This is a genomic window from Sphingobium xenophagum (assembly GCF_002288285.1).
Lineage (GTDB): Bacteria > Pseudomonadota > Alphaproteobacteria > Sphingomonadales > Sphingomonadaceae > Sphingobium > Sphingobium xenophagum.
In genome coordinates, this window is sequence record NZ_CP022745.1 from 64162 (window position 1) to 88556 (window position 24395).

General features: G+C 66.5%; 29 protein-coding genes and 2 pseudogenes. 8 read left to right on the plus strand and 23 right to left on the minus strand.

Annotated elements, in window-relative coordinates; genetic code table 11:
* Positions 1-11: 11 nt before the first annotated feature.
* From CJD35_RS00305 to CJD35_RS00335, 7 genes are all read right to left on the minus strand, one after another.
* Positions 12-377, minus strand: a complete 366-nt coding sequence (locus tag CJD35_RS00305) for an NlpC/P60 family protein (protein WP_017184501.1) — start codon at positions 375-377, stop codon at positions 12-14.
* The gene (locus CJD35_RS00310; protein WP_037515197.1) at positions 374-1201 is read right to left on the minus strand and encodes a DUF2163 domain-containing protein; all 828 of its coding nucleotides are present in this window, start codon (positions 1199-1201) and stop codon (positions 374-376) included. The genes CJD35_RS00305 and CJD35_RS00310 overlap by 4 nt, the downstream gene beginning before the upstream one ends.
* A complete protein-coding gene (locus CJD35_RS00315; protein WP_017184503.1) occupies positions 1192-3540 on the minus strand; it encodes a DUF2460 domain-containing protein in 2349 nt (782 codons plus the stop codon). The genes CJD35_RS00310 and CJD35_RS00315 overlap by 10 nt, the downstream gene beginning before the upstream one ends.
* Positions 3540-4094: a hypothetical protein gene (locus CJD35_RS00320; RefSeq protein ID WP_017184504.1), complete on the minus strand. Its 555-nt coding sequence runs from the start codon at positions 4092-4094 to the stop codon at positions 3540-3542. Before CJD35_RS00320 ends, CJD35_RS00315 begins: the two co-directional genes overlap by 1 nt.
* Before the next feature lie 253 nt (positions 4095-4347).
* Positions 4348-4545 carry a phage tail assembly chaperone gene (locus tag CJD35_RS00325; protein ID WP_017184505.1) on the minus strand — a complete coding sequence of 66 codons (198 nt, stop codon included), beginning with the start codon at positions 4543-4545 and terminating at the stop codon, positions 4348-4350.
* A complete protein-coding gene (locus CJD35_RS00330; protein WP_017184506.1) occupies positions 4542-4865 on the minus strand; it encodes a gene transfer agent family protein in 324 nt (107 codons plus the stop codon). Before CJD35_RS00330 ends, CJD35_RS00325 begins: the two co-directional genes overlap by 4 nt.
* The gene (locus tag CJD35_RS00335) at positions 4862-5269 is read right to left on the minus strand and encodes a phage major tail protein, TP901-1 family (protein WP_017184507.1); all 408 of its coding nucleotides are present in this window, start codon (positions 5267-5269) and stop codon (positions 4862-4864) included. The genes CJD35_RS00330 and CJD35_RS00335 overlap by 4 nt, the downstream gene beginning before the upstream one ends.
* 54 nt (positions 5270-5323) lie before the next feature.
* Between CJD35_RS00335 and CJD35_RS00340 the strand changes: the two genes are divergently transcribed.
* Positions 5324-5653 carry a hypothetical protein gene (locus tag CJD35_RS00340; protein ID WP_017184508.1) on the plus strand — a complete coding sequence of 110 codons (330 nt, stop codon included), beginning with the start codon at positions 5324-5326 and terminating at the stop codon, positions 5651-5653.
* Positions 5654-5909: 256 nt separating this feature from the next.
* Here CJD35_RS00340 and gp17 read toward each other — a convergent pair whose 3' ends face one another.
* The 10 genes and pseudogenes from gp17 to CJD35_RS00390 form a co-directional block, all read right to left on the minus strand.
* Positions 5910-6311, minus strand: a complete 402-nt coding sequence (gp17, locus tag CJD35_RS00345) for a tail completion protein gp17 (RefSeq protein WP_017184509.1) — start codon at positions 6309-6311, stop codon at positions 5910-5912.
* Positions 6308-6499, minus strand: a complete 192-nt coding sequence (locus CJD35_RS00350) for a hypothetical protein (RefSeq protein WP_017184510.1) — start codon at positions 6497-6499, stop codon at positions 6308-6310. Before CJD35_RS00350 ends, gp17 begins: the two co-directional genes overlap by 4 nt.
* Positions 6496-7032 (minus strand): head-tail connector protein, encoded by a 537-nt coding sequence (locus CJD35_RS00355; protein WP_026002648.1) that lies wholly within the window; start codon positions 7030-7032, stop codon positions 6496-6498. Before CJD35_RS00355 ends, CJD35_RS00350 begins: the two co-directional genes overlap by 4 nt.
* Entirely contained in the window at positions 7032-7310 is a 279-nt protein-coding gene (locus CJD35_RS00360; protein WP_017184512.1) for a phage fiber-tail adaptor protein, read from the minus strand. The genes CJD35_RS00355 and CJD35_RS00360 overlap by 1 nt, the downstream gene beginning before the upstream one ends.
* A gap of 147 nt (positions 7311-7457) precedes the next feature.
* Positions 7458-8588, minus strand: coding sequence for a phage major capsid protein (locus tag CJD35_RS00365; protein ID WP_017184513.1), 1131 nt, complete (start codon positions 8586-8588; stop codon positions 7458-7460).
* 113 nt (positions 8589-8701) lie between these two features.
* Positions 8702-9139, minus strand: a complete 438-nt coding sequence (locus tag CJD35_RS00370) for an HK97 family phage prohead protease (RefSeq protein WP_017184514.1) — start codon at positions 9137-9139, stop codon at positions 8702-8704.
* 167 nt (positions 9140-9306) lie between these two features.
* Positions 9307-9626: pseudogene (locus CJD35_RS00375) on the minus strand (DUF6127 family protein).
* 60 nt (positions 9627-9686) lie between these two features.
* Positions 9687-10808: a phage portal protein gene (locus tag CJD35_RS00380; RefSeq protein WP_026002650.1), complete on the minus strand. Its 1122-nt coding sequence runs from the start codon at positions 10806-10808 to the stop codon at positions 9687-9689.
* A gap of 297 nt (positions 10809-11105) precedes the next feature.
* On the minus strand, positions 11106-11444 hold the full coding sequence (locus CJD35_RS00385) for a hypothetical protein (protein WP_017184517.1): 339 nt from the start codon (positions 11442-11444) through the stop codon (positions 11106-11108).
* 62 nt (positions 11445-11506) lie between these two features.
* Entirely contained in the window at positions 11507-12772 is a 1266-nt protein-coding gene (locus CJD35_RS00390) for a DNA-packaging protein (protein WP_086012019.1), read from the minus strand.
* Between the two features lie 215 nt (positions 12773-12987).
* Here CJD35_RS00390 and CJD35_RS00395 point away from each other — a divergent pair, with 215 nt between their 5' ends.
* A complete protein-coding gene (locus CJD35_RS00395; protein ID WP_026002651.1) occupies positions 12988-13530 on the plus strand; it encodes a helix-turn-helix domain-containing protein in 543 nt (180 codons plus the stop codon).
* A gap of 65 nt (positions 13531-13595) precedes the next feature.
* On the opposite strand, the gene CJD35_RS00400 is transcribed toward CJD35_RS00395, so the two are convergent.
* The 5 genes from CJD35_RS00400 to CJD35_RS00420 all read right to left on the minus strand — a co-directional run bounded on the left by CJD35_RS00400 (position 13596) and on the right by CJD35_RS00420 (position 17581).
* A complete protein-coding gene (locus CJD35_RS00400; RefSeq protein ID WP_026002652.1) occupies positions 13596-14918 on the minus strand; it encodes a M28 family peptidase in 1323 nt (440 codons plus the stop codon).
* 63 nt (positions 14919-14981) lie between these two features.
* Positions 14982-15521, minus strand: coding sequence for a hypothetical protein (locus tag CJD35_RS00405; RefSeq protein ID WP_017184521.1), 540 nt, complete (start codon positions 15519-15521; stop codon positions 14982-14984).
* 159 nt (positions 15522-15680) lie between these two features.
* Positions 15681-16331 carry a glutathione S-transferase family protein gene (locus tag CJD35_RS00410; protein WP_017184522.1) on the minus strand — a complete coding sequence of 217 codons (651 nt, stop codon included), beginning with the start codon at positions 16329-16331 and terminating at the stop codon, positions 15681-15683.
* A gap of 75 nt (positions 16332-16406) precedes the next feature.
* Entirely contained in the window at positions 16407-17132 is a 726-nt protein-coding gene (locus tag CJD35_RS00415) for a hypothetical protein (RefSeq protein ID WP_017184523.1), read from the minus strand.
* A 206-nt stretch (positions 17133-17338) separates the two neighbouring features.
* The gene (locus tag CJD35_RS00420; RefSeq protein WP_017184524.1) at positions 17339-17581 is read right to left on the minus strand and encodes a hypothetical protein; all 243 of its coding nucleotides are present in this window, start codon (positions 17579-17581) and stop codon (positions 17339-17341) included.
* A 138-nt stretch (positions 17582-17719) separates the two neighbouring features.
* Between CJD35_RS00420 and CJD35_RS00425 the strand changes: the two genes are divergently transcribed.
* From CJD35_RS00425 to metK, 3 genes and pseudogenes are all read left to right on the plus strand, one after another.
* Positions 17720-18355 carry a YqaA family protein gene (locus tag CJD35_RS00425; RefSeq protein ID WP_017184525.1) on the plus strand — a complete coding sequence of 212 codons (636 nt, stop codon included), beginning with the start codon at positions 17720-17722 and terminating at the stop codon, positions 18353-18355.
* 4 nt (positions 18356-18359) lie between these two features.
* A pseudogene (gene lnt / locus CJD35_RS00430) lies at positions 18360-20011 on the plus strand (apolipoprotein N-acyltransferase).
* A 57-nt stretch (positions 20012-20068) separates the two neighbouring features.
* The gene (gene metK / locus CJD35_RS00435) at positions 20069-21268 is read left to right on the plus strand and encodes a methionine adenosyltransferase (RefSeq protein ID WP_017183680.1); all 1200 of its coding nucleotides are present in this window, start codon (positions 20069-20071) and stop codon (positions 21266-21268) included.
* Between the two features lie 32 nt (positions 21269-21300).
* Here metK and CJD35_RS22885 read toward each other — a convergent pair whose 3' ends face one another.
* On the minus strand, positions 21301-21741 hold the full coding sequence (locus tag CJD35_RS22885; protein WP_244917195.1) for a hypothetical protein: 441 nt from the start codon (positions 21739-21741) through the stop codon (positions 21301-21303).
* A 329-nt stretch (positions 21742-22070) separates the two neighbouring features.
* Between CJD35_RS22885 and CJD35_RS22890 the strand changes: the two genes are divergently transcribed.
* The 3 genes from CJD35_RS22890 to trmB all read left to right on the plus strand — a co-directional run bounded on the left by CJD35_RS22890 (position 22071) and on the right by trmB (position 24289).
* Positions 22071-22283 (plus strand): hypothetical protein, encoded by a 213-nt coding sequence (locus tag CJD35_RS22890; RefSeq protein WP_244917196.1) that lies wholly within the window; start codon positions 22071-22073, stop codon positions 22281-22283.
* Positions 22284-22458: 175 nt separating this feature from the next.
* The gene (locus CJD35_RS00445; protein ID WP_017183678.1) at positions 22459-23550 is read left to right on the plus strand and encodes a hypothetical protein; all 1092 of its coding nucleotides are present in this window, start codon (positions 22459-22461) and stop codon (positions 23548-23550) included.
* Positions 23551-23593: 43 nt separating this feature from the next.
* Positions 23594-24289 (plus strand): tRNA (guanine(46)-N(7))-methyltransferase TrmB, encoded by a 696-nt coding sequence (gene trmB, locus CJD35_RS00450; RefSeq protein WP_017183677.1) that lies wholly within the window; start codon positions 23594-23596, stop codon positions 24287-24289.
* Positions 24290-24395: the final 106 nt, after the last annotated feature.

A 24395-nucleotide genomic window follows, 5' to 3' on the forward strand; every position in this document is an offset into this window, starting at 1 on the left:
CGGGCGCACGTTCATATCAAGGCCCACCAACCCGTCACCGGCCAGGGCGATGGCCCCGGCATCTCGACCACCCGTCGCAACCCGGCATGGGCATGGACGAACCCGCCCGGCACACAGATCATCAGATGCAATTGCAGGGGACCGGGCCGCACCAGCGCAACATCGCCCGGCGCGCCGCCTGCTACCGGCACCAGCCCAGCCGCCCGCAGCCAGCCTTCGGCCCGCCCGGCATCGCCACTGCGCAAACCATAGGCGCAGGGCGCATTCCGCCCCAGCGCCAGCGCGACCAGCCCGACACAATCCAGACCGCTCTCGCTGCGCCCATGCAGGCGGAACGGCACGCCGACCAGCGCCCGCGCACGCGCCACCACGCTCATGCGCCGGGATAGCGGGTCAGCAGATCCATCCCCGGCAGATAGGGTTCGCCCCGGAAATTCACGCCATTGCCAAAGCGCCCGGCGCAGGTCGCCATCTGCCGGTCGCACCCCTCCGTCAGCAACGCCAATGTCCCCGCCGCCACCGCAAAGGCTGGCGGATCGGCCAGCGTCACCGCGTCCGCCCCATTGTCCGCCACGGCCTGCACCAGCCCGACATTCGCCCCGCCCAGCCAGCGCAACGTCCCGAACGCATAGTCGCCGGGCGTCAGCCCGGTCGCGGCGACCACCGCCCCGTCCACACCCGACACGCTCACCACCCGCCGCCGCGCCGCCATGTCCACCCGGCACGCCCGGTCGCCCAGGGTCGCGCGACAATCGGGCGATGTCGATGGCGCAACCGCCGCCCCCAGCACCGCCGCCGCGCCGATCAGTTCCGCGCTGAACGCCGCCCCCTTGCGCGCCACCGCGCCAATCTCGCCCCGCGCCAGCGACAGCCACAGGTCGCCCGGCGCTTCCCCCAAAGCCCCCCACTGCGTCAGCCACACTTCCAGCGCCGCGCCATCCCAGCGCCCCGCCATCAAATCCGCCTCGCTGATCGCATCGCTGGAAAGCGCCCCCGCCAGATCGCTATCCTCGCCCTCCAGCCCGATGCCGCTGCGGATCGCCGATGGCGTCATCCCCGGCGCGGCGCGATAGGTCAGCCCGCCGATCGCCAGATCGCGATCATGGCTCGTCAACCCGATCGTCACCCCGTCCCGCCGCTCGATCCGCCAGCAAAAGGCCAGCGTGACCAGCGGCTGCTCCAGCGCCTCGATCATGCCCATTCGCGTATCTCCACCAGCGGCACCGACGGCGCTTCCCCGGCGGCAAAGGTCGCGCGGTTGATGTCCAGCCGGTCCTCGGCAAAGCGCACCGGCACGTCGAAGCGAAAGCCAGCGGTCAGCAGCACGCCCGCCGCCGGCGCCTCGTCAAAGGCGATGATCCCCATTCCCGCATGGCTCCACCCGCTGGTCAGCTCCACGCCATCGGCCGCGACCCGGATCGTCCCTGCGACCGGCCGGGTGATGATCCGCGCCTGCGCATCCTCGCCCGCGCCATAATAGCGCATCAGCTGGAACGAGGCCTGCACCCCGTCCCCCACGCCCAGCCTCTGGTCGATCGGCCCCGGCGCCTGCCCCGGCGCGCCGCTGCGATCGTCATAGGGATCGCTGAACCGGAACCCCCGCGCCGCGCCCCGGCGCGCCCGGAAAAAGCCGATCAGCGTCGCTATGTCCGCCTCGGACCGCACCCCCGGTCCCGCGTCGAAGGACAGCCGCGCATCCGCCCAGTCGCTGCTGCGCCGTTCATGCCCCGACGGGCTTTCGACGATCTGCGTCGAAAAGGCGGGCGACAGGCTTGCCTCGCGCCCTATGCCCAGCGGAAAGACAATATCGTCAAAGGCTTGCATCGCACCCTCTCCATTGATCCTGAACGCGGTAAAGCCATCGCGGCACGCCTGGGGCAGCGCCCAGATGAAGGTCGCTGCCGTCCCCCGGTCCACCGACGCCTGCGCCGCCGCCGCAATCGCGCGCCACTGGCCCGCCTGTTCGGGCAACAGCACGAAGCCCGAAAAATAATGCTGCTCCTCGATCGGATAGCCCAGCCGCGCCGTCGCAAGCTCTATGCCCCGCGCCGTCAGCCCCGGCCGCTCCTCCGTCACCCAGTCATAATCTTCCAGTTGCAGCACGTCGAAGGCTGGCGCGGCCCAGCCCAGCGGCATGTTCGCCCGTTTGGCCTGCGGCGCGCGCGGGTCCAATATCGTCGGCAGATAGGCCAGCAAATGCGTCACCGCCCCCGGCGCGACCGCCTTTACGGCCGCGCATAAGGCCGCGGTGGACGCCGCCAGCACCGCCCCCGCCTGATCCAGCAAAGCGCATTGCGCCTCGTCCAGCGGCGTCCAGATGCTCGCAATCGACACCGGACTGCCGCCAAAGGCCGCCCGCGCCGCATCGTCATAAATGCATATCCGCCCGTCGCCCGGCACGACCCACCACCATGGCTCACCGACCTGAAACAGGATCGGCAGACCGACTTCCAACCCAATGGAAACAAAGGCGCTTGCGACGGCCTGCACATATCCCATCGCTCCGCCATGCGCGGGCGACAGCAAAGTCGATGGCGGCACCCAGCCGGTCAGCGCCGGGTCGCCATTCTCCGCCCGCTGCTTCCAGTCGTTCCAGCAATGCGCGTCGAACAGTTCATAGGATAGCGACCAGATGACATCGAAGCCCAGCGCCTTCGCCCGGCGCGCAAAATCCCGGTGCCATGCCGCGCAGGGCGCGTTCAGCGCCCCGCCGGTCAGACTGACGTACAGCCCCTCCGCGCTGGAAGGATCGGGCCGTTCGAGCCGGAAATAATGGCTCATGCCCACATAATGGTTGATCGCCCCGCGATAGCCCAGCGCATGGATCGCCGCGACCACCCGTTCGGGCGTCTGGTTGAAACAGTCGTCATAGCCGGTCGCCATCGCCAGCCCATGGTCCGGCACCATGATGTCACCTGTCGCCAGCACGGAACCCGCCCCATCGCACGCCATGTCGGACAGTTCGGCCCAGCCCTCGACCCCGCTGGCAAAGGGCGTGTCCCCCGCATCATAATCGGGCGGCACCAGCGATAGGAACATCCGGTCCACATCCCCCGCCCACACCGGATCGGCCTCCTCCGGCAACAGGAAGCCGCCCTCCAGCGCCGCGAAATCCAGCGTGATAACCGCGTCTTCCGGCCCACCGTTCGCATAATTCCACAGCCGCACATACCAGGCGCGCGGATTGCCCGCCGCATCCCGCCCCTCGATCGTCAGCGTCGGCCCATGCGTCTCGTCCAGCGTGCGCAGGCCGCCGCTCCGCCACCGGAACCGCAGCACGCATGCCCTGAAATCCCGCGCCGTCTCATAGGCCAGCAGGGGATGGCTCCACCCGTCCACCGCCTCCCAGATCAGCCCCGCCAGATCGCCCGACCCGTAAAAGGTCGCATCCACCCGCAAGGCATCCGCCCCGGTCGTGACCACGCTCGCCATCATCGGGCGCGGAAAATTGACGGTCCAGTGGCTCGGCGCAAAGCGCTTCATCCAGCGCGTCTCCTGCCCCCGCCGCGCATCCGCCAGCCAATAGTCCAGCTTCCCCATCAGCCCAGCGCCCCCTTCACCGCCCGCGCCACCTGCCGCGCGCTTCGCGCCAGCAGCCGCGCCTCGCTCTCCTGCCCGCGACCATTCACCGCAATGCTCACCCGCACATCGCGCGCGCCGCCGCCATGCGCCACCACTTGCCCGCTGCTCGTCGGCACGAACATTTCCGGCCCGCGCTCGCCGACCATATAGGCCCGCCCCGGCGCCACCGGCCCGCCGGTCGCCCGTCCCGGCAGCCCCAATGCCGACGTCAGCAGCGACGCACCCAGATTGACAAGCCCGCCAGCGCCGCCACCACTGCCGCCCATCGCCCCGCGCAACGCGCTGCCCGCAATCTCGTCCAGCACGGACAGGGCGATCCGCCGCAAATCCTCAAAACCGAACTTGCCCGTCCGCACCGCGCGCAACAGCCCTTGCTCGATCCTTCGCCCGGCCCGCTCCGCCCCGTCGCCCAGCGGCCCCTCAATCCCCGCCCGCATCGCCTCCACGTCCCGGCTCAACCCCTGCGTATCGGCCCGAACCCGCACCACCAGCGTCTCGATTTCCTCGTCCATCCGGGTCACTCCCTTTCAATTTCCGTTCGCCCTGAGCGAAGTCGAAGGGCCAGCCTGAGCAGAGCGAAGGCACTTCGCCTGCGGCTCAGTGGTCGGCTTCGACTTCGCTCTCCTGAGCTTGTCGAAGGGCCGAACGGCAAATGGGTCAATCCGGCATCGCCCCCGCCACCTGAACCCAGTGCTCCCGCGCAGGCGGGAGCCCTGTCCCGCCCTCTCGCCAGTGCTCCCGCGCAGGCGAGAGCACGCCGCGCTGCTAGTCCGGCATCGCCCCCATCAACCGCTTCAGCTCACGCCCATCCACCCCCGCATCGACCGCCTCGTCCCCGCGCGCGGCCGCCAGCACCGCCGCCAGTTCAGCGGGCGTCGCGCGCCAGAATTCATCGGGCCGCCAGCCCAGCAGCCACCCGGCCACCCCGGCCAGCCGCGCCGCCCCTTGCGCAAAGCGCGTCATTTGCCCGCCAATATCTGCTGCAAAATGGCCTTGAGCACCGGCGTCACCTTGGCGAGTCCCACCGCCAGGATCGCCTCGCCCAGCGTATCGCGATCCATCCGGTCGCGATCGACCAGGCAATGCCAGAACAACGCCACCAGATCGCCCAGCGACAGCTTGCCATCCGCCGCCCGCTCCACCAGCGCGAACAGCGGCCCCAGTTCCGCCTCCGCCGCCACCAGCGCCGCAAAACTCGGCCGCAACGCCAGCATGTCGCCGCCAATCGCCAGCGCCGCCTCGCCCCGTTCCGGATTTGGGCGCTCCGCCTTAGCCCTGCTCATTCCGACACCACCGCGCCGGAGCTTTCCAGGCTCAGCGCATAATTGCGCTCGCCATTATAGTCCCCGGCATAGTCGAGCCGCGTCACCAGAAAGCGCCCGCGCATCCGCTCGCCGCTTTCGAAACTCAGTTCGTAATCCTCGATCGTGCCGGACAGCGCATGGTTGCGGATTGCCACCTCCGCCGCCGATCCGGTGAACAGCCCCGCCGCCGACACGCTGACCGATCGCACCCCCGCGCCCGACAGCAATTCGCGCCATCCGCCCGAATCCTTGGACGTAATGTTCACCGCCTCGCCATTCACGGACAATTGCGTAGTGCGCATCCCCGCGACCGTGGCATATGTTGCCGGAATGTTGCCATCACCAACCTTCAACAGAAACGCACTTCCCTTTTCGACGCCCATGGCGCATCCTTTCTTCCGATAAAGCGTGCAAAACGCTGGTTAAGGAGAGTCTCAATGATCTTCATCGCACCGCTTATGTTGCTGGTCACAACCGCAGCCGCCGCCCCCGCCGATCCTGTCGGCATGGGTCGCAAGGCCTATTCGCAATGCCTGTCGGCCCAGATTCAGCCCGGCCTGGAAAAGAAGCTGACGCTGGGCGATTTTCAGGCCGACATGAAAAAGACCTGCGCCGCCAAGGAAACCGCCTTCCGCACCGCGATCGTCGCGGCGGACAAGGCTGACGGCATGTCCGAAAAAGCAGCACAGGCCGACGCCGACGACCAGATTTCGGAATATGTCGACAAGATCACCAGCGAATATGAGGATTACAACGCGCCGGGCTGACGCGCAGTCGGCCAGGATTGCACGCCGCCCCAATCCAGGTGTCAGCGCGTAGCGATGACGGAGGGGTATCCCGCTATCGTCAGGGCGACACCCCTCCGTCTGGCCTTCGGCCAGCCACCTCCCCTTGCAGGGGAGGATTTTCAGAACAGATCAACCTCAACCCCCTCTCTCCCCACCGGGGAGAGATACGAAGGCTTGGCAGCTTGCTGCCTAGCCGCAGTTGAGAGGGGGCACGGCGTTCGCGGCATCGCGCGCGCTACCCCTCCCACACCGCCCGCAACCGATAATCCACGACCGCCGACCAGCCCCCGCCCTGCCGCGCAACCCGCGCCACCCGTGACCGCACCAGCCGCGCCGTGATCACCCGCCACCCATCGCGCACCGCCACGCCCGCCAGCACCGGGTCGATCCGCGCGATCATCCCCGCCAGCCGCGCCGGCGTCTCGCCACCGTCATGCAGGCCGATGGTCAGCCGCAACTCGCGCCCCGCCACATCCTTGCCGCCCCAGTCCGCGCCGATGCACTCGCCCACCACGCCATAGGGCTGGCTGGCCCGCACCGGATCACCGTCGAACAGGCCGTTCAGCCCGTCCATCAACAGCGTGTCCGCCCGCAACGCATCGATCACCGCCGCGCGCACCGCCACTTCAGCGCTCATAGTCCGCCCCTCCCCGCTTCCCGCAGCGCCAGATCCCGCCACCAGCGCGCCACCAGGCCGCGCCCGGACGCCCGCACCAGTTCGCCCTCGATGCTGACGTCCAGCCCCGCCTCATCCAGCGCCACCGCGACCGCCGCCCGTCGCCGCGCCGCCCGCTGCGCCACCATCCGCGCCAGCGCCGCCCTCATCGCAACCGCATCCGCCGCCATGGCCGCCACAGCGCGCTCACCACGGCGGGGGGCGCGGCCCCTTCCGTCCCGCGCGCGGAAAAATGCTCCGCCGCCAGCCGCACGATCCCCTGCCGCAATGCTTCGGGCAGGCCGTTCATCTCGCTCGCCATGCCCGCCGAATAGCGCACCAGCAATCGCCGCCCGTCGCCCGCGCGCGTCGATCGCACCCACCCCTCGCCGGTCGCATCGATGTCGATCGCATAGCCATCGACCGGCAGGGCGACCGCCATGCCGTCCGCCTCCACCGCCTCGACGCTCTCGATTCCCACCACGGGCCGCGCCGTCAGCCGCTGCCAGCTCCCGTCCCCCGCCACCATCTCCTGCGCGCCCCGCACGATCAGCCACTGCCCGACAAACTGCTCGCACAGGGCCGACGCGCTGCGCAGCAACCCGGCCAGCACCCCGTCCTCGCCACTCGTCTCGATCCGCAAATAGGCCTTCAGCTCGGCCAGCGACGCCGCCAGCGTCCCGCTCTCATCCTGCGCCAGCATCAGCATTCCTCCACCCGAAATGTCACCGACCGCGCGTCCACCTGCCCGTCGGACAAAGTGATCCGGTTCGTCAGTCGATAGAGCCGCCCGATCAGCCCGCCGCTCACCCGCGCGCTGGTCCGCAAGCCTTCGAACGCGGAAGCTTCCACGCTCAATCCGCCCGCTTCGACCGGCGCCACGCTCCACAGGCTGGCGACGATGCTCTGCCCCGCCAGATGGGCGGACCAGTCGATCCCATGATCGATGCTGCTGTCGGCATCCTTCAGATACAGGCTCATCGCCGCTTGCTCCCCCCAAACAAAAAAGGGGGAAGGCCAAACGCCTCCCCCCTAAAAACCTTCTCCCCTTGGGGGAGAAGGATACGCAGCCTTACCCGCGCAGCGGGTTAGGCGAAGTTGGAAGAGGGGGAACCACCCCCTCGCCCGTCACGAAGCCGCAAACTTCATCAATTTGATCGCTTCCGAATTCGCCACGGCCCCGCCGATCCGCTTGACCGCGTAGAAATGCACGAACGGCTTGTTGCTGAACGGATCGCGCAGGATGCTGGTGTCGCTGCGCTCGGCAATCACATAGCCCGCCTGGAAATTGCCGAACGCGATCGACAGGCTGCCCGCGCTGATGTCCGGCATATCCTCGGCCTCGACCACCGGATAGCCCAGCAGCGTCGCGGGCTGGCCAGCGCTCATCGACGGCTGCCACAAAAATGCGCCATCGCTGGTTTTCATCTTGCGAATGGCGCTCAGCGTCGCGCTGTTCATGACGAAGCTCGCCCCCTGCCGGTAGGGCGCGCGCAGGCTCTGCACCAGGTCGATCAACCTGTCCTGCGGGTTGGACGCGGCAAAAGCCCCCGCCGCGCCCGACGCGACATATTGCAGCGATCCGAACGCCCGCACGCTGTCCGCCTCATTGGTCGTCGTATAGGTCAGGAAGCCCTTGGGCTTGTTCGTGCCATTGCCGGTGATGAAGGCCGCGCCCTCCGCCACGGCAAATTCACGGGCAATCTCGCCCGCCAGCCAGCCTTCGACATCGAACTGCGCATCGTCCAGCATCGCCTGGCTCGCCGCCGGATTGGCGAACAACTCGCCCGATGGCGGCGCGATCTCATTGAAGCTTGGCGTCCCCGTCTCGCCCCGCGCCCCCGTCTCACTGGCCCAACCCGACACGATCCCGCCCGCACTCACCAGCTTGCGATAGCCCGCCGTCCCGGTCCGCACGACATTGGCAATGGCGCGAACGGGCGAAATGCTTTTGAGCGTCGCATCGATCAGCTGATCAATCTCGCGCGGCACCGCATAACCACCCGTCGCACCGCTAGCCCCGGAAAAGCTCTTCAGCTCCACCCCCGCTTCCTGCCCCTGCCGCAGGTAACGATCGACAAAAGCCGCGCGCGCCGGATCACCAAAATTTCCTGGCGCCCCGCCCTTCACACCATCCAATGCAGGCCGCTGCATCGCCACCCGCATCGCGCTCAAATCCGCCTCCAAAGCCGCAATCCGCTCCCCCTGAAGCACCACATCAAAGCTCCCCTCCAGAGCATCCGTCACGCCGTCCGTCATGTCATTCTCCCGCTAGAAAACACAAAAAAGGGCGGCCCCGGATGGGACCGCCCCTAAAAAACAAACCTTCTCCCCACGGGGGAGAAGGATACGAAGCCTTGCCAGCTTGCTGGCTAGGCGCAGTTGGATGAGGGGGCGCGCGTTGGCGTAAACCCCTCCACCTTATGCACCCGCGCCCGATCCTGCATCGGATGCGTCACCAGACTCACCTCCACCAGCTCCAACGCCAGCAATTCGCGCGGTCCCGCCCCGCGCGCCTCCCGCACGCGATACCCGAACGACAGCCCATCCAGCGCCCCGGCCTTCAGCCCTGCCGCCGCCTCTCGCCCGGCCGCCGTCCGCGCCGACACCCGGCCGATCACCCGCAACCCGCGCGCATCCTCCTCCAGCCGCTCGATCGCGCCGATCACCTGACCCGGCCCATGCTGCCACAGCAACGGCACCCCCGTCGCCCGCACGCCACCGAACGCCCCCGCCCGCACCACATCCCCGCCCCGGTCCACCCGGTCGAAAATCGCCGCATAACCGGCAAAGCGCACGTCTTGAACCATATAATCTCCGTTCGCCCCGAGCCTGTCGAAGCCTGTCCTGAGCGCCTGCCGCAGGCGGGCAGTCGAAGGGGGCTTGCCTGCGCTTGTCGAAGGCTTCTGACCTCGCTCCACTCGGCCAAGGGCTTCGACTTCGCTCAGCCCGAACGGAACAGGCGCCCCATCGCCGCTCACGTTCTGACCAACCCGACCAGCCCGGTCTTGACCGCAATCCCCAGCAGCACCAGCGCCAGCGCGATCCGCACCAGCCAGCCGATCACCGCCCGCGCGCCGCCTTCTTCGCGTCGCGCCAGGCGCGCAGCAGTTCGCGCAGCTCGCGCACATCGCCCTCCGCCCGCCGGTCGGCCAGCCCCAGCCGCTCCAGCGCCCGCCCCGCGCCCAGCTCGCTCGCTTCCTCCACCAGCGCCCGGATCATCACCATGTCCATCGCCCCCGGCCCACCTTCCGCCTGCGCCACCAACCGCGCCAGCATCTCGCCATCCTGTTTCATCACGCCCTCCAAGCCCCTCGCCCCCTTGGCGCAGTTGGGAGCGGGGGAACCCCAGCCCCCTCACAACCCCAACAGCCCCTTCTTCTCCTCCGCCGACAGGAAATCCGCCCCCGCCACCCGCTCCCACAGCGCCGCCCGCTCGTCGCTCAGCGCCGCGATGCCATCCAGGTCCGGCTCGATCCGCAGCCCCGGCCACCAGCCGCTCAGCCCCTGCCCCAGCCCCGCGCCGATCTTGTTCACCAGCGGCAATATCGTCTGCCGCCACAGCGCCTTGTTCGCCTCGCGATAATTGGCGTAGCTATTGTCGCCGGGCAGCCCCATCAGCATCGGCGGCACGCCAAAGGCCAGCGCAATCTCCCGCGCCGCCGCCGCCTTCAGCCCCACAAAGTCCATCTCCGCCGGGGTCAGGCTCAGCGCCTTCCAGCTCAGCCCACCCTCCAGCAGCATGGGCCGCCCGGCATTGGCCGCGCCCGCAAAGGCGATCTCCATCTCGCGCTTGACCCGCTCATACTGGTCGGGCGCCATGACCGATCCGTCCCCCGGATCATAAACCATCGCCCCGCTGGGCCGCGCCGCATTGTCCAGCAGCGCCTTGTTCCACACCGTCGCGCTATTGTGGATCGCCACCGCCCCCGCCGCCGCGCCGACACAGCCCAATCCATAATGATCGTCCAGCGGATGCAGGCTTTTGAGATGCAGCACCGTGGTCCGCCCCGCGCCATCTTCGGGCGACAGGCGCGTCACGCTCTCCCCGACCCGATAGAGATAGGCCGCGGGCCACCCCCGCGCATCGGCTTCCACCGACACCCGCTCAGGGCGCAGCGCGAACAATTCGGCGGGCATCCCGTCCGCCCCGCCGATCACCTGCACATAGGCATTGCCATGCAGCAACAGGTGGCAGGCCAGCGCTTCCACCAGCCCCTGCCCCGCCGAAGCCCGCGCCACCAGCGCCAGCACCCGCGCCCCATCCTCCACGCCAGAGGCTTTCAGCGCAGTCGCCCCCGCCCCTTCCGACACCAGCCGCATCGCCCGCTGCGCCACCGGATTGCCGATCACGCCGCCACGCACCTGCGCCTCATAGCTGGCGGGCCACTCGCCCAGCGCCACCGCACCCGTCCCCCAGGCGCGCGCCAGCACCGGCCGCGCATCCGCCTGCGCGGCCTTCATCCCAAAGAATTTCATGCTTTCCTCCCGCACAACAAAAAACCCTCACCCCGACGGGGAGAGGGCCAAAGCGATTGCCAATCAGATAGAATTCCGATGATTCGGAAATCGCCCTAAACCTAAAGCGAAGGCTGGCAGCAAAGCCGCCTGCCGAAGCTGCGAGAGGGAGACCGCCCCACCCTCAAGTCAAACCATTAAGGCTTTCGTTTGCTCCCCCAACCTCCGTTCGTTTCGAGCGAAGTCGAGAAACCGCACGCCGCCGTTTCTCAACCTAACCAGACCCGAACGGGTCAAGGTCGAGCTACCCTCGCTAGATCAAGGATTACGCCGCAACACCCGGTCGCAGGTCGAGTTCGTCCCCTCGCTCTTGCCGATCACCCGGCCCGCCAGCGCCCCGGCGCCCGCGCCCAGCAGCGTCTCGCCCAGGCCACCACCGGCGACCAGCCCGACGCCAGCACCGCCAGCCGCGCCGATCACGGTGCCCTTGTCGCGCCCTTTCTTCCCCTGGATCAGGCAATAGCGCACATCGTCGCGATCGCGCGGTGCCGCCCTCGCCACCCGCGCCCGCTCCTTCGCGCTCAGCGTCACCGCCATCACCGGGGTAGCCACCAGCGTCGCCCCGACCAGCGCGCCGAGCATCGTCACCATCTTCATCGCCAAATCTCCACTTCAAATCCGATGCTCCCGAAACGACCGACGGCACCACGGGGTTCCCCTCACAACCCCCGCACCCGCGCCTCGCCCCGCCGCCCCAGCATCAGTTCGGTCAGCGCCCATACCAGCGCGTCGGCGCGATCGGGCGATCGTCCCGGCCCCACATAGCCGCCCCCGGCCAGCAAGCCGCACATCTCATCCTCCAGCCGCGCGAACGCCCCGCGATGCGCCACCCGCCCGGCTTCGTACAGGGCCGCCACGGGTTCGGCCCGCGCCACTTTGCCGCGCGAGGCATGGACCAGCTTCACCGGCAGCATGGCGTCCGCCGCGCGCAGCACGCTTTCCACCATCGCCCCGCCATTATTCGCTTCGGCCACCACCTTGTCAGCGCCATGCACCAGCGCAGCCGCAGCCACCGCGCGCGCCCATTGTTCGGGTGAGCAGCCCTCGACGCTCGCATCGGCAATCACATAGGCGCGCCCGTCACCGCCCACGCCCGCCACCACGATCCCGCACGCATCGCCATGGGCGGACGCAGGCGGATCGACCGCCACCACCACCCGATGCAGCGCCGCCCCGTCGCCTGCGCCCGGCACATGCGCCACCCGGCATCGTTCGATCAGGTCGCGCGACCAGAGCGCACCCTCCACCTCCTCGATCAGCTCGCCGTCCAGTTCCTGCCGCCCCAGCCGCGTGCCGCCATAGCTGCGCTCCATCGCCTCGACGAAGCCCTCGGCCAGGTTCGCGCGATTGTCCGCCGTCCGGCCCCGCGTGACGATGACATCCCCGTCCGCCACCAGCCGCCGCACCAGCGCCACCGGGCGCGGCGTCGTCGTCGCCATGACGCGCGGGCTTTTCCCCAGCCGCATCGCCATCATCAGATTATCCCAGGCGCCCAGCGCTAAGGGCCATTTGGCGATCTCGTCGGCCCAGCCATGGCTGAACTGCGGCCCGCGCAGACTTTCCGGCTCCGCCGCGCCGAACAGGGTCGCCACCGCGCCATTGGGCCATGTCAGCTTGCGCAGCGCCGGGGCAAAGACCGGACGGCACCACCAGGGCGCGATCGCCAGCAACCCGGAAGCCCCTTCCACCATCACCCGCCGCGCCTCGCCCAGCGTCGCACCGACCAGCGCGATCCGCGCGCCGGGTTGGGCCTCCGCAATGCCCCGCACCCATTCGGCCCCGGCCCGCGTCTTGCCAAAACCGCGCCCGGCCATCATCAGCCAGATACGCCAATCGCCCCCCGGCGCCTTCTGCCCTGGCCGCGCCAGCCAGTCCCATTCGCGGCTCATACGTTCGCGGCCAGCCTCCTTCAGCCGCCGCAACATCCTCGCCTGCGTCTGCTCTTGCTGGTCCAGCCATTCGTCATGCGAAGTCTCCATCGCCCTCCCCTTGCCGGGGCGGCGACAGGCGCGCCCCTATTTGCGCGGCGCCATCCCGCCGAACGTCACGATGCTCTCGCCGGGGCGTGCCCGGAAGAAACTCCATATCGGATCATATTTAACCGATTTGATCGCCCGGAGGCATTTTCGAACAGACGAAAATGCGTCAGAATCCTTCACTTCACCAGCAGAACAGCAATGAAGAGGTACAACTGATGGTTGACCGGATAGGAGAGATTGAACGCCACATGATCCTGCTTGGGATCAGCAAAAAGGCCATAGCAGACCTTTCAACCATGATTCGTGCGCACGCGACTGTCGCACCGGACGCTGACCCTGCCATCCACCCGCAGGTCTTGACTGCCGAAATAGGGCAAATTGCCCGCACTTTTCATAAATCCTCGCTGCGTCGTGGGGAAGCGTTGCATTATCCCATATCGGACCCTGGCTGGAACATGCTGCTCGCTCTTGTCACGGATGCGACGGAATATCGCACGTCATGCGTCACATCCTTATGTTACGCCAGCGGCTCACCGATGACGACGGCACTGCGTCACCTCAGCAGGCTTGAACGGGACGGCAAAATTCAGCGGCGCGAAGACCGGCACGATTCTCGCAAATGCGTCATAGAAGCTACGCCGGAGACGCTGGAAATCATGAGAGACCTCATCGTCAGCTTCTGCGTCGAACCGCCCCTTCATTAAGCCGCTCGCCGACCAAACACGCACACACATGGACTTTTCTTACAGGGGCGGCGACAGGCGCGCCCCTATTTGCGCGGCGCCATCCCGCCGAACGTCACGATGCTCTCGCTTCCATCCTTGGCCACGGCTGCCACGCCGATGAAATGATCGTCCACCACCACATCTTTCAGCAGCAATTCGGTCGCCCCGGTCACCAGCCGGCTATCCGTCCAGTCCTGCGCATCCGCCCGCCGCCAATAGACGCGATAGGACGCCGCCCCCGGCACCGCGTCCCAGAACACCCGCGTATCCATCGACAGCGCGCCATCCAGCGACACGCTCGCCGGTGCCGCAGGCGCGCTTGCCAGAACACGCAACGCCGCGACATTCAGCGCCGTCACCTTCGCCAGATAGGGAAAATCCATGCCGACAACCGTGTCGCCATAGTCGCGCCCGCCCTCGACCCGCAGGTCCTGATGCTGCCGGTCGTAATTCTCGATCCCCACCGAAAAACGCACCGCCGGATAGCCCGCCTCCAGCAACGGGGTATGATCGCCACCGCGCCCGAAACGGTCGGGCCGCCGCACCGCAAACACGTCCAGCCCGATCTGCGGATTGGCCTCCGCAATCCCGTCGATCGCCTTGGCCAGCGCCCGCGACGGCCCGTCATCCTCGCCGCCGATGCCGCGCCGGGTCAGCCCCGCCTTGCCATCCTCGGACGATCGTATCCCTTCGGAAAATACCCGCACCCGGTCCGCCACGATCTGGCCGTTCAGCCCGGTCGTGTTGCCGACAATATCGTTGTTCAGCATCGCCCGCACCTGCCAGCCGCGCGCCTTGGCCGTGTTCGCCAGCAATTTGCCGCCCAGTAACCCCTGCTCCTCGCCGGACAGCAGCGCGTACACGATCGTCCCGTCGAATTTTTCGCCTGCCAGCACCCGTGCCGCCTCGATCACCAGCGCGCTGCCCGATCCATTGTCGTTCGCGCCCGGCGCATCGCTGGTGAAGTCCATCACGTCGCTGACCCGGCTGTCGATATGCCCCGCGACGATCACCACCTGATTGGGATCGCCCGTCCCGGTCTGGATCGCCAGCACATCGACAATATCCGCGCCATCGGGCACGCGCGGCGCAGTGAAGCGCTCCGACACGCTCTCAACCTTCAGGCAACCGCCGCACCCCCTGGAAATCCGCGCAAACTCCGCCGCCGCCCAGGCCCGCGCCGCCCCAATCCCGCGCTTGGGATCGGTCGCCGAAGACAGCGTATGCCGCGTCCCGAAACTCACCAGCTTCTCCACCGTCGCCTTCAACCGCGCCGGATCAGGCGCCTTCCCCTCCGCCAGCGCGGGCGAAGCCAGAAGCGAAGTCGAAAGCGCCGAAGCAGCAGCGAGCAGGATCAATTTTCTCATGACCCACAGGTCTATCGCCAATCGGACAAGTGTAAAGAGACGAAGCCGGTTCGCCCTCACGCATCACGTCCCCGTCGCCGCCCTCATCCGTTCGACCTCTTCCACCATACGCCGCACCCGTCGTACCACCGCCGGGCTGTCGGGCCGCTCCTTCTGCGCCGCCGCGCTCGTGCGATAGGCCAGCACCCGGTCGCGATGCCGGGTCAGCAGTTGCAGCGCCAGTTTCAGGTCATACCCGCGCTTGATCTTGCGGCTCTTCACGCTCCCCTCGCCGTCCAGCAGGATTTCCTCGCTCTCGCTGCCGAACAGGGCTTCGCGCATCAGCATCGCCTCGATCTCGGCATAGCCAATATCCATCGCCCGCTCCCAGTCGGCGGCAAAGCGCCGGTTGCGCTGCCTGCGGTCATAGGCGCTGGTCCGGCACACGCCCGCCACCCGCGCCGCCTCGCTGGTGTTGCAGGTCATCGCCAATGTCTGCAGGAACAGCCGCTCCTGCTCCCTGGTCCATCCATCCTTGCGCGGACGGCGCATTTGCGCGCGCTCTGCGCCCGCCATCTTGCGGCGCGCCGGTTCCAGCACCTGCGCCTCCATCCCGTCCGCCATGCTCGTCCCTTCCCCGCCTGCGCCCTGGCCAACGCAAAAGGGGCCGACCCGTCCGGATCAGCCCCTTTTTGCGTCGCCCCGTTGGCGACTCACATTTTTCCACTATGGCCATCTCTGCCAGAACAGCGTGACGCTGTCAAGAAGAATGTTCCATATGGGTTAGTTTTTGGCGATCATCCCTTCCACTATCGGCGCCTCCAGCACCAGCGCCTCCGCCACGCTGGGCCACGCCTTCACCGCCTCGATCCACGCCGCGACCTTCGGCCAACGCCCCGTCGCCAGCTGGTCCGAACAATAGCCTATATTGATGATCGGACAGGCCGCCGCCAGATCGGCCAGGGTGAAACGATCCTCGACCAGCCAGCCGCTATCGGGCAAAACCCCTTCCAGATAGTCGTAGATGCGCGGCATTTCCTCCGCCTCGGCCTTGTCCGCCGCCGCCAGATCCTGCGGCACCTTCATCGCCTTCGCCACGACCCGGTTGAAAAATATCTTCTGCCCCGCCGGCTGGACGATCGTGTCGCCAAATTCCTCGAACCATATCGTGCGCGCCCGCGCCTTCGGTTCTGCCGGGATCATCTCCTCGCCGGGGCGCAGGGCATCCATATAGGTTATGATCGCGCTCGAATCGCATAGCAGGAAATCGCCATCTTCCAGTGCCGGAATCTTGCCGAACGGCGACCCCTTCAGATAGCCTTCCGCCCCGCGCCCGAAACCGGCCGCCTCTACCTCTGCCGCAATCCCCTTCTCCGCTGCAAAGACGATAACCTTGCGCACAAAAGGCGAAGGCCGCGCACCATGGATGATCATGCAATCTCTCCTTGTCCTGTTCCGGATCGCAAAATGCCGAAACAGTATCAGAATGCAACTATTTAATGCAGGCGCTCACTCGCCGCCCGCGCCAGCGCCACCCCCGGCACGCGCCACCGACCGCGTATAATCTATCCGTATCCGCACCCAACTGCCGACCAGCACCTTGCCATTCTCGCGCGGCGGCAGCACCAGAAACTGCCACGCCGCCAGCCGCACCGCGCGGGCAAAGCCTGAACCCAGCGGCGATTCGCCCAGCGTCTGGCAATTATCGACATGATAATGATCGACCGTCTTGCACGCGACCATACCCCACCCATTGGGCGGCGCATTGGCGGGCAGGAACGGGGAAAGCTCCGCATCGGTGGGCCGCCGATACCATTCGGCGTTGAACAATTGCACGCCGCCCGGCCCCTCGCCCGGTCCCGCAACCGCGGCGCTGTTGCCCTGCCCCGCCGCGCTCGCCCCTTTCGCCGCCTTGGGCATGCGGCCAATATCGGCTGACGCCATCTGCTCCCGATCCAGCGTCAGGAAGGGGAAGGGCGATGGCGGATCTTCGGCGGGCTTGGCGACCGGCACGGGGGGCCGCACCACCGCCTCGGCCTGTTTGGGCGCTGCCGCATCCTCCTTCTCGCGCCGCTCCGCCTTGGGCGCGCGCTTCTGCTCCGTCTCCGCCTTCTGCCCGGTCTCGACGTCGAACGTCACCGGCATCCGGTCGTCCACCCTTTTGGGTTCGGGCTTGGGGGCCAGCGTGAACAGCGCAAGCAGCAGGATAGCGTTCAGCACCAGCGCAAACGCCATGCCGCCCGCGCGTTGCCGCACTCTGGCCCAGGATATGGTTGAAACTGTCAAACGCGCCGACCGAACAGGACTAATGATGGCTCATGCCCAGACGTCGCCGTCCCGTCAACGCCGTCGCGTCAGACTGAGCGAATATGCCTTCGCACCTTAGGGCCGGTGCAGCCTCAAAAATGCTCCCTCTCGTGCATGATCAAACCGACACGCCCTCAACACACATCCGCTTCCTGGACCACGGGCCTGCTCTCCCGCGTCGCGCGCATCCGGCTGGCCTTGTCGTCGACATCGCTGGTCAGCACGACATGATCATCATGCACCTCCAGCAGTACGCCCGCGAAGGGAAAGCCCTCCAGGCTCCCGGTCACGCGATAGCTCACGCTATCGCCGACCTTGAATGTCGCCGGATCGGTATTGAATTCAAACGGGCAACCGCCCTCACCCATGCCTTGCATCTGTCTCTCCTCTGGCGGCCAATCCTATCGCCAAGCACGTCAGCCGATCAAGCGCCGCGATCCCCGCGCCTTCACCTGTCGCCCGGCTAGCAAAAGGCGCTGGCGACCGGCCATCATCTCGGCTAGGGGTCGGCCCCGATGCTGACCAGGCTTTACCAATGGATGCTGGCGAAAGCCGCCCACCGCCACGCCGAACGCTGGCTGTTCGCCTTCAGCTTCATGGAATCCAGCTTCTTTCCCATCCCGCCGCATCCGCTGCTCGGCCTCATGTGCCTCGCCCGCCCGGAACGCGCGCTGCGATTCGGCTTCATCTGCACCCTGGCATCCGTGCTGGGCGGACTGATGGGCTATGCGATCGGCTATTTCCTCTATGAAACGGTCGGCCAGCAATTGCTCGCCGCGCTCGGCCTTGCGGCCAAATTCCCGGTAGCGGCCTGCTATCTGCGTGAATTCGGGGCGGAAATCATCCTGATCAAGGGCGCGACGCCGATCCCGTTCAAACTGATCACGATCACGGCGGGCTTCATCGGCCTGCCGCTCTTCACCTTCATCTGGGCCAGCCTGCTCAGCCGCGCTTTTCAATTCATGCTGGTCGGCTTCCTGTTCTGGAAATTCGGCCGCCCGATCAAGGCGTTCATCGAAAAATATCTGGCCCTCCTGTCGGGCCTGTTCCTTGTCCTCATCGTCGGCGGCTTCATCGCCGCGTCCATGCTGACCGGCGGCCCCGGCAAGAGCGACAGTTGCAGCGCCGCAACGATGGAATCGATCCGCTGACGTGCTGAAGCAAGCCTTCGCTCGCCATCCCAAAGTCGCGGCGCTGCTGGCGGGGTTCGCCTCCGCCACCGGCTTTGCTCCCCTCAATCTCTGGCCGGTAACGCTCGCCTGCCTGGTCGCGCTGATCCTCCTGATCCAGCACGCCCCGGACCGCCGCGCCGCCTTCACCCGCGGCTGGCTCTTCGGGCTTGGCCATTTCACCCTCGGCCTCAACTGGATCGCCCACGCCTTCACCTTTCAGGACATGATGCCGCACTGGTTCGGCTATGGCGCGGTGCTGCTGCTGTCGCTCTATCTGGCGGTCTATCCCGGCCTCGCGACGCTGGGGACATGGTGGCTTTCTCATTCCTCCCCTGCAAGGGGAGGGGGACCACGAAGTGGTGGAGGGGTGTCACCCTATCGTGAGGGCGACACCCCTCCGTCATCGCGACGCGATGCCACCTCCCCTGCAAGGGGAGGATGGATGGCACTGCCCCCCTCCTCCTCTTCGCCGCCTTCTGGCTGGGCACGGAATATCTGCGCGCCTGGGCTTTCACCGGCTTCGCCTGGAACCCGCTCGGCGTCACCCTGCTCCCCACCGGCATCGCCATCGCCGCCACCCTGATCGGCACCTATGGGCTGAGCGCCCTCACCATCCTCGCGGCGGGCGCGCTGCTTCTTGCGTTCCAGCGCCACTACCGCCCGGCCGCCGCGATCGCTGCCCCGCTTCTCCTCCTTGCACTCTGGGGCCATCTCGCCCCCGCCCCGGTCACGCCCCCCGGCGCGCCGCGCGTCCGCGTCGTCCAGCCCAATATCGGCCAGGACCAGAAATATTCGGTCGAAAACGAAGTCGCCAATTTCCGCAAGCTTGCCGCCCTCTCCGGCCAGCCTCGGCCCGCCCCGCGCCTCATCTTCTGGCCCGAAGCCGCCATCCCCGCCTATCTCGACATGGAACCGGGCTGGCGCGCCCGCCTCGCCAGCCTGCTTGGCCCCGGCGACCTGCTGATGACCGGCGCGGACAAGGTCTATTTCGAGCCGGTCGAGGAAAATGGCGTGATCACGCAAAAGCTGGCGGGCGCAAACAACAGTGTCTGGATCGTCACCCCCGACGCCCGCCTGCTTGGCCGCTACAGCAAGGCGCATCTCGTCCCCTATGGCGAATATCTGCCGATGCGGAACATCCTCGAACCGATCGGCCTCTCGCGCCTCGTACCGGGCGATGCCGATTTCTGGCCCGGTCCCGGTCCGCAAAGCCTCCCGCTGCCCGCGACGCTTGGTCGTCCCGACCTCAAAATGGGGGTGCAGATCTGCTATGAGATCATCTTTTCGGGTCAGGTGATCGACCGCGCCAACCGCCCCGATTTTCTCTTCAACCCCTCCAACGACGCCTGGTTCGGCAGCTGGGGTCCGGTCCAGCATCTGGCGCAAGCCCGCCTCCGCGCGCTGGAGGAGGGCATCCCGATCATCCGCTCCACCCCCACCGGCGTCTCCGCGATCATCGACGCGCGCGGCCATGTCGTCCATGCGCTGGGCCTCAACCGCGCCGGTTTCCTCGATTCCGGCCTGCCCCCGCCGCTTGCCCCTACCCTCTTCGCACGGGTCGGCAACTGGGCGCCCTTCGCCCTCATGCTGCTGCTCGCCGGACTGGCCATTGCCATGCGGCGCAGCAAAAGCTAATAGCCACATAAACTATTCTTTATATCGTTTTCCGGTTCAGCCGTTTACGGGAGTCCCATGCGTAACCAATTCCTCTTCACCTCGGAATCCGTGTCCGAAGGCCATCCCGACAAGGTTGCAGACCAGATTTCCGACGCCATCGTCGACCTCTTCCTGTCGAAAGACCCCGAAGCCCGCATCGCCTGCGAAACCCTGACCACGACCCAGCTGGTCGTCCTGGCCGGCGAAATCCGCTGCAAGGGCGTCTATGAAAATGGCGCCTGGGCACCCGGCGCGCAGGAAGAGATCGAAGCCACCGTCCGCGCCACGGTCAAGCGCATCGGCTATGAGCAGGACGGCTTCCACTGGCAGACCTTCCGCTTCGAAAATAATCTCCACGGCCAGTCCGCCCACATCGCGCAGGGCGTCGATGAAAGCGGCAACAAGGATGAAGGCGCTGGCGATCAGGGCATCATGTTCGGCTATGCGTCGGACGAAACGCCCGACCTCATGCCCGCCACCCTCTATTACAGCCACAAGATTCTCGAACGCATGGCCGCCGACCGCCACGCGCAGGTCGTCGACTTCCTCGAACCCGACGCCAAGAGCCAGGTCACGCTCGAATATATCAATGAAAAGCCGGTCCGCGCGACTGCTCTGGTCGTATCGACCCAGCATGCCGCGGGCATGGACAATGATGAAAGCCGCGCCAGGCTGCGCGACTATGTGAAGGGCGTCATGGCCGACATCCTGCCCGAAGGCTGGATGCCCGGCGAAGAAGCGATTTACGTCAACCCGACCGGCCTGTTCGAAATCGGCGGGCCGGATGGCGACGCTGGCCTGACTGGCCGCAAGATCATCGTCGACACCTATGGCGGCGCGTCGCCCCATGGCGGCGGCGCGTTCAGCGGCAAAGACCCGACCAAGGTCGACCGCTCGGCTGCGTACATCACCCGCTACCTCGCCAAGAATATCGTCGCCGCCGGGCTCGCCCGCCGCTGCACGATCCAGCTTTCCTACGCCATCGGCGTCGCCGAACCGCTTTCGCTCTACGTCGACCTGCACGGCACCGGCACCGTCGAAGCCTCGGCGATCGAAGCGGCCCTGCCAACGCTGGTGCGCCTGACGCCCAAGGGCATCCGCACCCATCTCGGCCTCAACAAGCCCATCTACCAGAAAACCGCCGCCTACGGCCATTTCGGCCGCACGCCCGAAGGTGACTATTTCCCCTGGGAAAAGACCGATCTGGTGGACGCGCTCAAGGCCGCTCTGGCCTGACGCCCATATACTGACACCGCCTCGCGCGCCCTTCATGGTATAAGCCCGTACCGAAACGACTCGGACAGGCTGACCATGGGGGTGCGCATATGGCTTATCGTCGATCCGGTGCCTTGCTGGCACTGACGCTCGCGACATCGGCCACGGCCCAGACAAAGCCGGCCCCCGCCATCAGCAAGGCCGAAGCCGCGCAGCTTTATGCAGCGGGCGGTTTTCCGATCGTCAATGACCAGCCGACCGACGCCTGCGGCGCACCGGCCCGGCCCAGCATCCGCTTCATCGACATGAATGGCGACAGGAAAGCCGAAGCCCTCTTCCTCCATCACTCGGCATGCGCCGCGCCCGAAAAGGCCACCTTCGGCATCGCGGCCAAGGGCGCCGATGGCCGCTGGCGCAAGCTGGTGGCGGGCAATGGCACCGTCCGCGCACTCCCCACACGCACCGGCGGGTGGCTGGATCTGGAATGGACCCATGGCGGGCGTACCGATCCGCTGCGCTATAATGGCAGCCTCTATGTCATAGCCGGGGGAAGGACAAAGCCGCCGCCATCGCGCCGTCGACAGCCCCGAAGCCCGCCCCTGCCCCCGCCACCACTACGACCGCCGCGCCATCGGGCGATGCCGCCATATTCCGCGCCGCCGGCTTCACCCGGCGCGGCAATCAATGGCGCAGCGGTTGCGATGATCCGGGCACGATCAGCTATTCCCCCGGCACAATCGAAAAACGCACTGACCTCAACGGCGATGGCCGCCCCGAAGCGGTCGTCACCGAAGGCGGCAGCTATTGCTATGGCAATACCGGCATGGCCTTCTGGCTCGTCAGCCAGCAGGCCGACGGCAGCTGGAAACTGGTGGTCAACAGCACGGGCATTCCGGAATTCCTGAAAAGCAAAGGCGTCGGCGGCTGGCCGGACATTGCCATCGGCGGACCGGGCTTCTGCTTTCCGGTCGTTCGCTGGAACGGCAAGGCCTATGTCCCCAACCGGCGCGAATATGAAGGCAAGCCCTGTCGCTAGCCCCGATTGCCTTCCGTCGCCTTGCCACAATCCGCCATACCCTTCTGCGCCTCCCTCCTTTTACAGAGCCGTCGTCCCACTTGTCCCTGGCACCCCGTCCCGCCGGGCAAACGCTTGTTATTCTAATCCTTTCCGTTACCTTGCTGCTCCATATGGGTTCGGGCAGGGGCAACTGATGATTAGATTTTTTGCTCTGACCATCGCGCTGGCGGCGTCGTCGCTTGCTGCACCGCTATCAGCCCAGCCTGCCGCTCCTACAGAGATCACGGCTCCTGCCGACCAGCCGTGGCTCCACGAACCCAGCAATATCCTATTCCCCGCCGCGATCGACCGTTTCGCCCGTACCGAAGTAAAAGACCTCAGCAACGGCCGACTGCTCGACGTCTCGATCGCCTATGACGACCCCGTCGCCAAAACCCACACCAATTTCTATGTCTACCATGCCGCTGAACCCTCGACAGCACTCTGGTTCGATGTCGCAGCGACCATGATCGCTACCAACAGCAAGTTCGGCACCGTAACGCCGCAGGCCGACCCAGTTGCCTTCGCCATTCCCGGTGCCACCCTTGCATCGGGGCTACGTCAGAGCTTTTCAGTTACCCAGTTGGGCCGCAGTAGCGGCGTCGCCCTGATCGCTCTCGGCGAATGGATCGTCAAATTGCGCATGACCTCACCAGTCCACGACGCCGCTCAACTCGACGCTGCGATGGACCGGATGATCCGGCAGATCGGCTGGCCCAAAACGCTCCCGCCGCTGACCGCCGCGACACCTTTCCACGCCTGCGAAAAGGCCCGCCCCTTCGGCCCGGACGCCAAAAAGCGCAAACTGGACGGCGCGGCCGTGCTGCTAGGTGCCATGGCCGGTAAGGTCGACACCGACGATCGCAGCAAAGCGCGGGACAAAGGCGAAGTACCCGCTCCGCTGGCGCTATGCATCCATAGCGATCGCATATCCGGACGCCTGCCCATTTATCAGGGTGAAAAGCGCGAAGACGGCTATCTCATTCCGCTCGGAGATTCCGGTGAATTGCTTGTCGTAGAGCGCGACACACTCTCTGGCCTGCTGCTAGGCAGCAATGGCCCTGCCCCCTGGTCACTCACGGTCAAGAAGCATGACAAATGGCTGCAATATGCCAGCTATGATGCAATGCCCCCGCCCGCTCAGGCGATACTGGCTGTCCAGTCGGAACATCCCGTTTCGGTTACGACCGTCTATGGAAAGGACAATAGCATCACCTTCTCCCCTGATGCGATCGGGGACAAATAGGCAGCCTTGCCCCCACCCCTCCTACCCGCTAGTCAGCCGCCCCATGACAGCGCATAAATCCGGCGATCCAACGACCCTCAACCGCCTCTATGGCCGCCAATCGGGCCACAAGCTGCGGCAGGGGCAGCAGGAACTGGTCGACACCCTCCTCCCCGCCATCTCCGTGCCCGAAGAAGGCGAGATCACCGCTGCCTCCCTCTTCGGTTACGATCGCCCGCTCCATTTCGAGATCGGCTTTGGCGGGGGCGAACATCTTGCCTATCGCGCCGACATGCTGCCCGACCATGGCTTTATCGGCTGCGAGCCTTTCCTGAACGGCGTCGTCACCGCGCTTGGCCATGTCCGCGACGGTGCGCTGGGCAATGTCCGCCTGCACATGGGCGATGCGCTTGAGGTGCTCAGCCGCATTCCAGACGGCGCCTTGAGCTTTGTCTATCTGCTCCACCCCGACCCCTGGCCCAAGGCGCGCCATGCCAAGCGCCGGATGATGAACCCCGGCCCGGTCGCGATGATCGCCCGCAAGCTCAAGCCGGGTGGCGAATTCCGCTTTGGCACCGATCATCCCATCTATCTGCGCTGGGCGCTGATGGTGATGAACGGCCATCCCGATTTCGACTGGCTGGCCAACGATCCCGCCGACTTCCTCACCCGCCCCGGCGGCTGGCCCCAGACCCGCTACGAGGCCAAAGCCCGCAAAAAGGGCCATGAAGTCTGGTACTTCCGCTACCGGCGCAAATGAAATCCTCCCCTGCAAGGGGAGGTGGCAGGGCGCAGTCCTGACGGAGGGGTGTCACCCTCTCGATGGGGCAACAGCCAACCCGATGATTGTACCCTGCTCCGTTCGT

What these genes read in the sequence shown, in the direction of transcription:
- CJD35_RS00330 (WP_017184506.1), bottom strand. Translation starts at nt 4,865, where the DNA reads ATGAGCAGGGCTAAGGCGGAGCGCCCAAATCCGGAACGGGGCGAGGCG.
- CJD35_RS00365 (WP_017184513.1), bottom strand. Translation starts at nt 8,588, where the DNA reads ATGACGGACGGCGTGACGGATGCTCTGGAGGGGAGCTTTGATGTGGTG.
- gp17 (WP_017184509.1), bottom strand. Translation starts at nt 6,311, where the DNA reads ATGAGCGCTGAAGTGGCGGTGCGCGCGGCGGTGATCGATGCGTTGCGG.
- CJD35_RS00325 (WP_017184505.1), bottom strand. Translation starts at nt 4,545, where the DNA reads ATGACGCGCTTTGCGCAAGGGGCGGCGCGGCTGGCCGGGGTGGCCGGG.
- CJD35_RS00390 (WP_086012019.1), bottom strand. Translation starts at nt 12,772, where the DNA reads ATGTTGCGGCGGCTGAAGGAGGCTGGCCGCGAACGTATGAGCCGCGAA.
- CJD35_RS00385 (WP_017184517.1), bottom strand. Translation starts at nt 11,444, where the DNA reads ATGAAGATGGTGACGATGCTCGGCGCGCTGGTCGGGGCGACGCTGGTG.
- CJD35_RS00355 (WP_026002648.1), bottom strand. Translation starts at nt 7,032, where the DNA reads ATGCTGGCGCAGGATGAGAGCGGGACGCTGGCGGCGTCGCTGGCCGAG.
- CJD35_RS00320 (WP_017184504.1), bottom strand. Translation starts at nt 4,094, where the DNA reads ATGGACGAGGAAATCGAGACGCTGGTGGTGCGGGTTCGGGCCGATACG.
- CJD35_RS00405 (WP_017184521.1), bottom strand. Translation starts at nt 15,521, where the DNA reads ATGGCGGACGGGATGGAGGCGCAGGTGCTGGAACCGGCGCGCCGCAAG.
- CJD35_RS00395 (WP_026002651.1), top strand. Translation starts at nt 12,988, where the DNA reads ATGCGTCAGAATCCTTCACTTCACCAGCAGAACAGCAATGAAGAGGTA.
- CJD35_RS00335 (WP_017184507.1), bottom strand. Translation starts at nt 5,269, where the DNA reads ATGGGCGTCGAAAAGGGAAGTGCGTTTCTGTTGAAGGTTGGTGATGGC.
- CJD35_RS00400 (WP_026002652.1), bottom strand. Translation starts at nt 14,918, where the DNA reads ATGAGAAAATTGATCCTGCTCGCTGCTGCTTCGGCGCTTTCGACTTCG.
- CJD35_RS00360 (WP_017184512.1), bottom strand. Translation starts at nt 7,310, where the DNA reads ATGAGCCTGTATCTGAAGGATGCCGACAGCAGCATCGATCATGGGATC.
- CJD35_RS00410 (WP_017184522.1), bottom strand. Translation starts at nt 16,331, where the DNA reads ATGATCATCCATGGTGCGCGGCCTTCGCCTTTTGTGCGCAAGGTTATC.
- metK (WP_017183680.1), top strand. Translation starts at nt 20,069, where the DNA reads ATGCGTAACCAATTCCTCTTCACCTCGGAATCCGTGTCCGAAGGCCAT.
- CJD35_RS00310 (WP_037515197.1), bottom strand. Translation starts at nt 1,201, where the DNA reads ATGGGCATGATCGAGGCGCTGGAGCAGCCGCTGGTCACGCTGGCCTTT.
- CJD35_RS00420 (WP_017184524.1), bottom strand. Translation starts at nt 17,581, where the DNA reads ATGCAAGGCATGGGTGAGGGCGGTTGCCCGTTTGAATTCAATACCGAT.
- CJD35_RS00370 (WP_017184514.1), bottom strand. Translation starts at nt 9,139, where the DNA reads ATGGTTCAAGACGTGCGCTTTGCCGGTTATGCGGCGATTTTCGACCGG.
- CJD35_RS00425 (WP_017184525.1), top strand. Translation starts at nt 17,720, where the DNA reads ATGCTGACCAGGCTTTACCAATGGATGCTGGCGAAAGCCGCCCACCGC.
- trmB (WP_017183677.1), top strand. Translation starts at nt 23,594, where the DNA reads ATGACAGCGCATAAATCCGGCGATCCAACGACCCTCAACCGCCTCTAT.
- CJD35_RS00445 (WP_017183678.1), top strand. Translation starts at nt 22,459, where the DNA reads ATGATTAGATTTTTTGCTCTGACCATCGCGCTGGCGGCGTCGTCGCTT.
- CJD35_RS00315 (WP_017184503.1), bottom strand. Translation starts at nt 3,540, where the DNA reads ATGGGGAAGCTGGACTATTGGCTGGCGGATGCGCGGCGGGGGCAGGAG.
- CJD35_RS00415 (WP_017184523.1), bottom strand. Translation starts at nt 17,132, where the DNA reads ATGGCGTTTGCGCTGGTGCTGAACGCTATCCTGCTGCTTGCGCTGTTC.
- CJD35_RS00350 (WP_017184510.1), bottom strand. Translation starts at nt 6,499, where the DNA reads ATGAGGGCGGCGCTGGCGCGGATGGTGGCGCAGCGGGCGGCGCGGCGA.
- CJD35_RS00340 (WP_017184508.1), top strand. Translation starts at nt 5,324, where the DNA reads ATGATCTTCATCGCACCGCTTATGTTGCTGGTCACAACCGCAGCCGCC.
- CJD35_RS22890 (WP_244917196.1), top strand. Translation starts at nt 22,071, where the DNA reads ATGGCCTTCTGGCTCGTCAGCCAGCAGGCCGACGGCAGCTGGAAACTG.
- CJD35_RS00380 (WP_026002650.1), bottom strand. Translation starts at nt 10,808, where the DNA reads ATGAAATTCTTTGGGATGAAGGCCGCGCAGGCGGATGCGCGGCCGGTG.
- CJD35_RS22885 (WP_244917195.1), bottom strand. Translation starts at nt 21,741, where the DNA reads ATGGGTCCATTCCAGATCCAGCCACCCGCCGGTGCGTGTGGGGAGTGC.
- CJD35_RS00305 (WP_017184501.1), bottom strand. Translation starts at nt 377, where the DNA reads ATGAGCGTGGTGGCGCGTGCGCGGGCGCTGGTCGGCGTGCCGTTCCGC.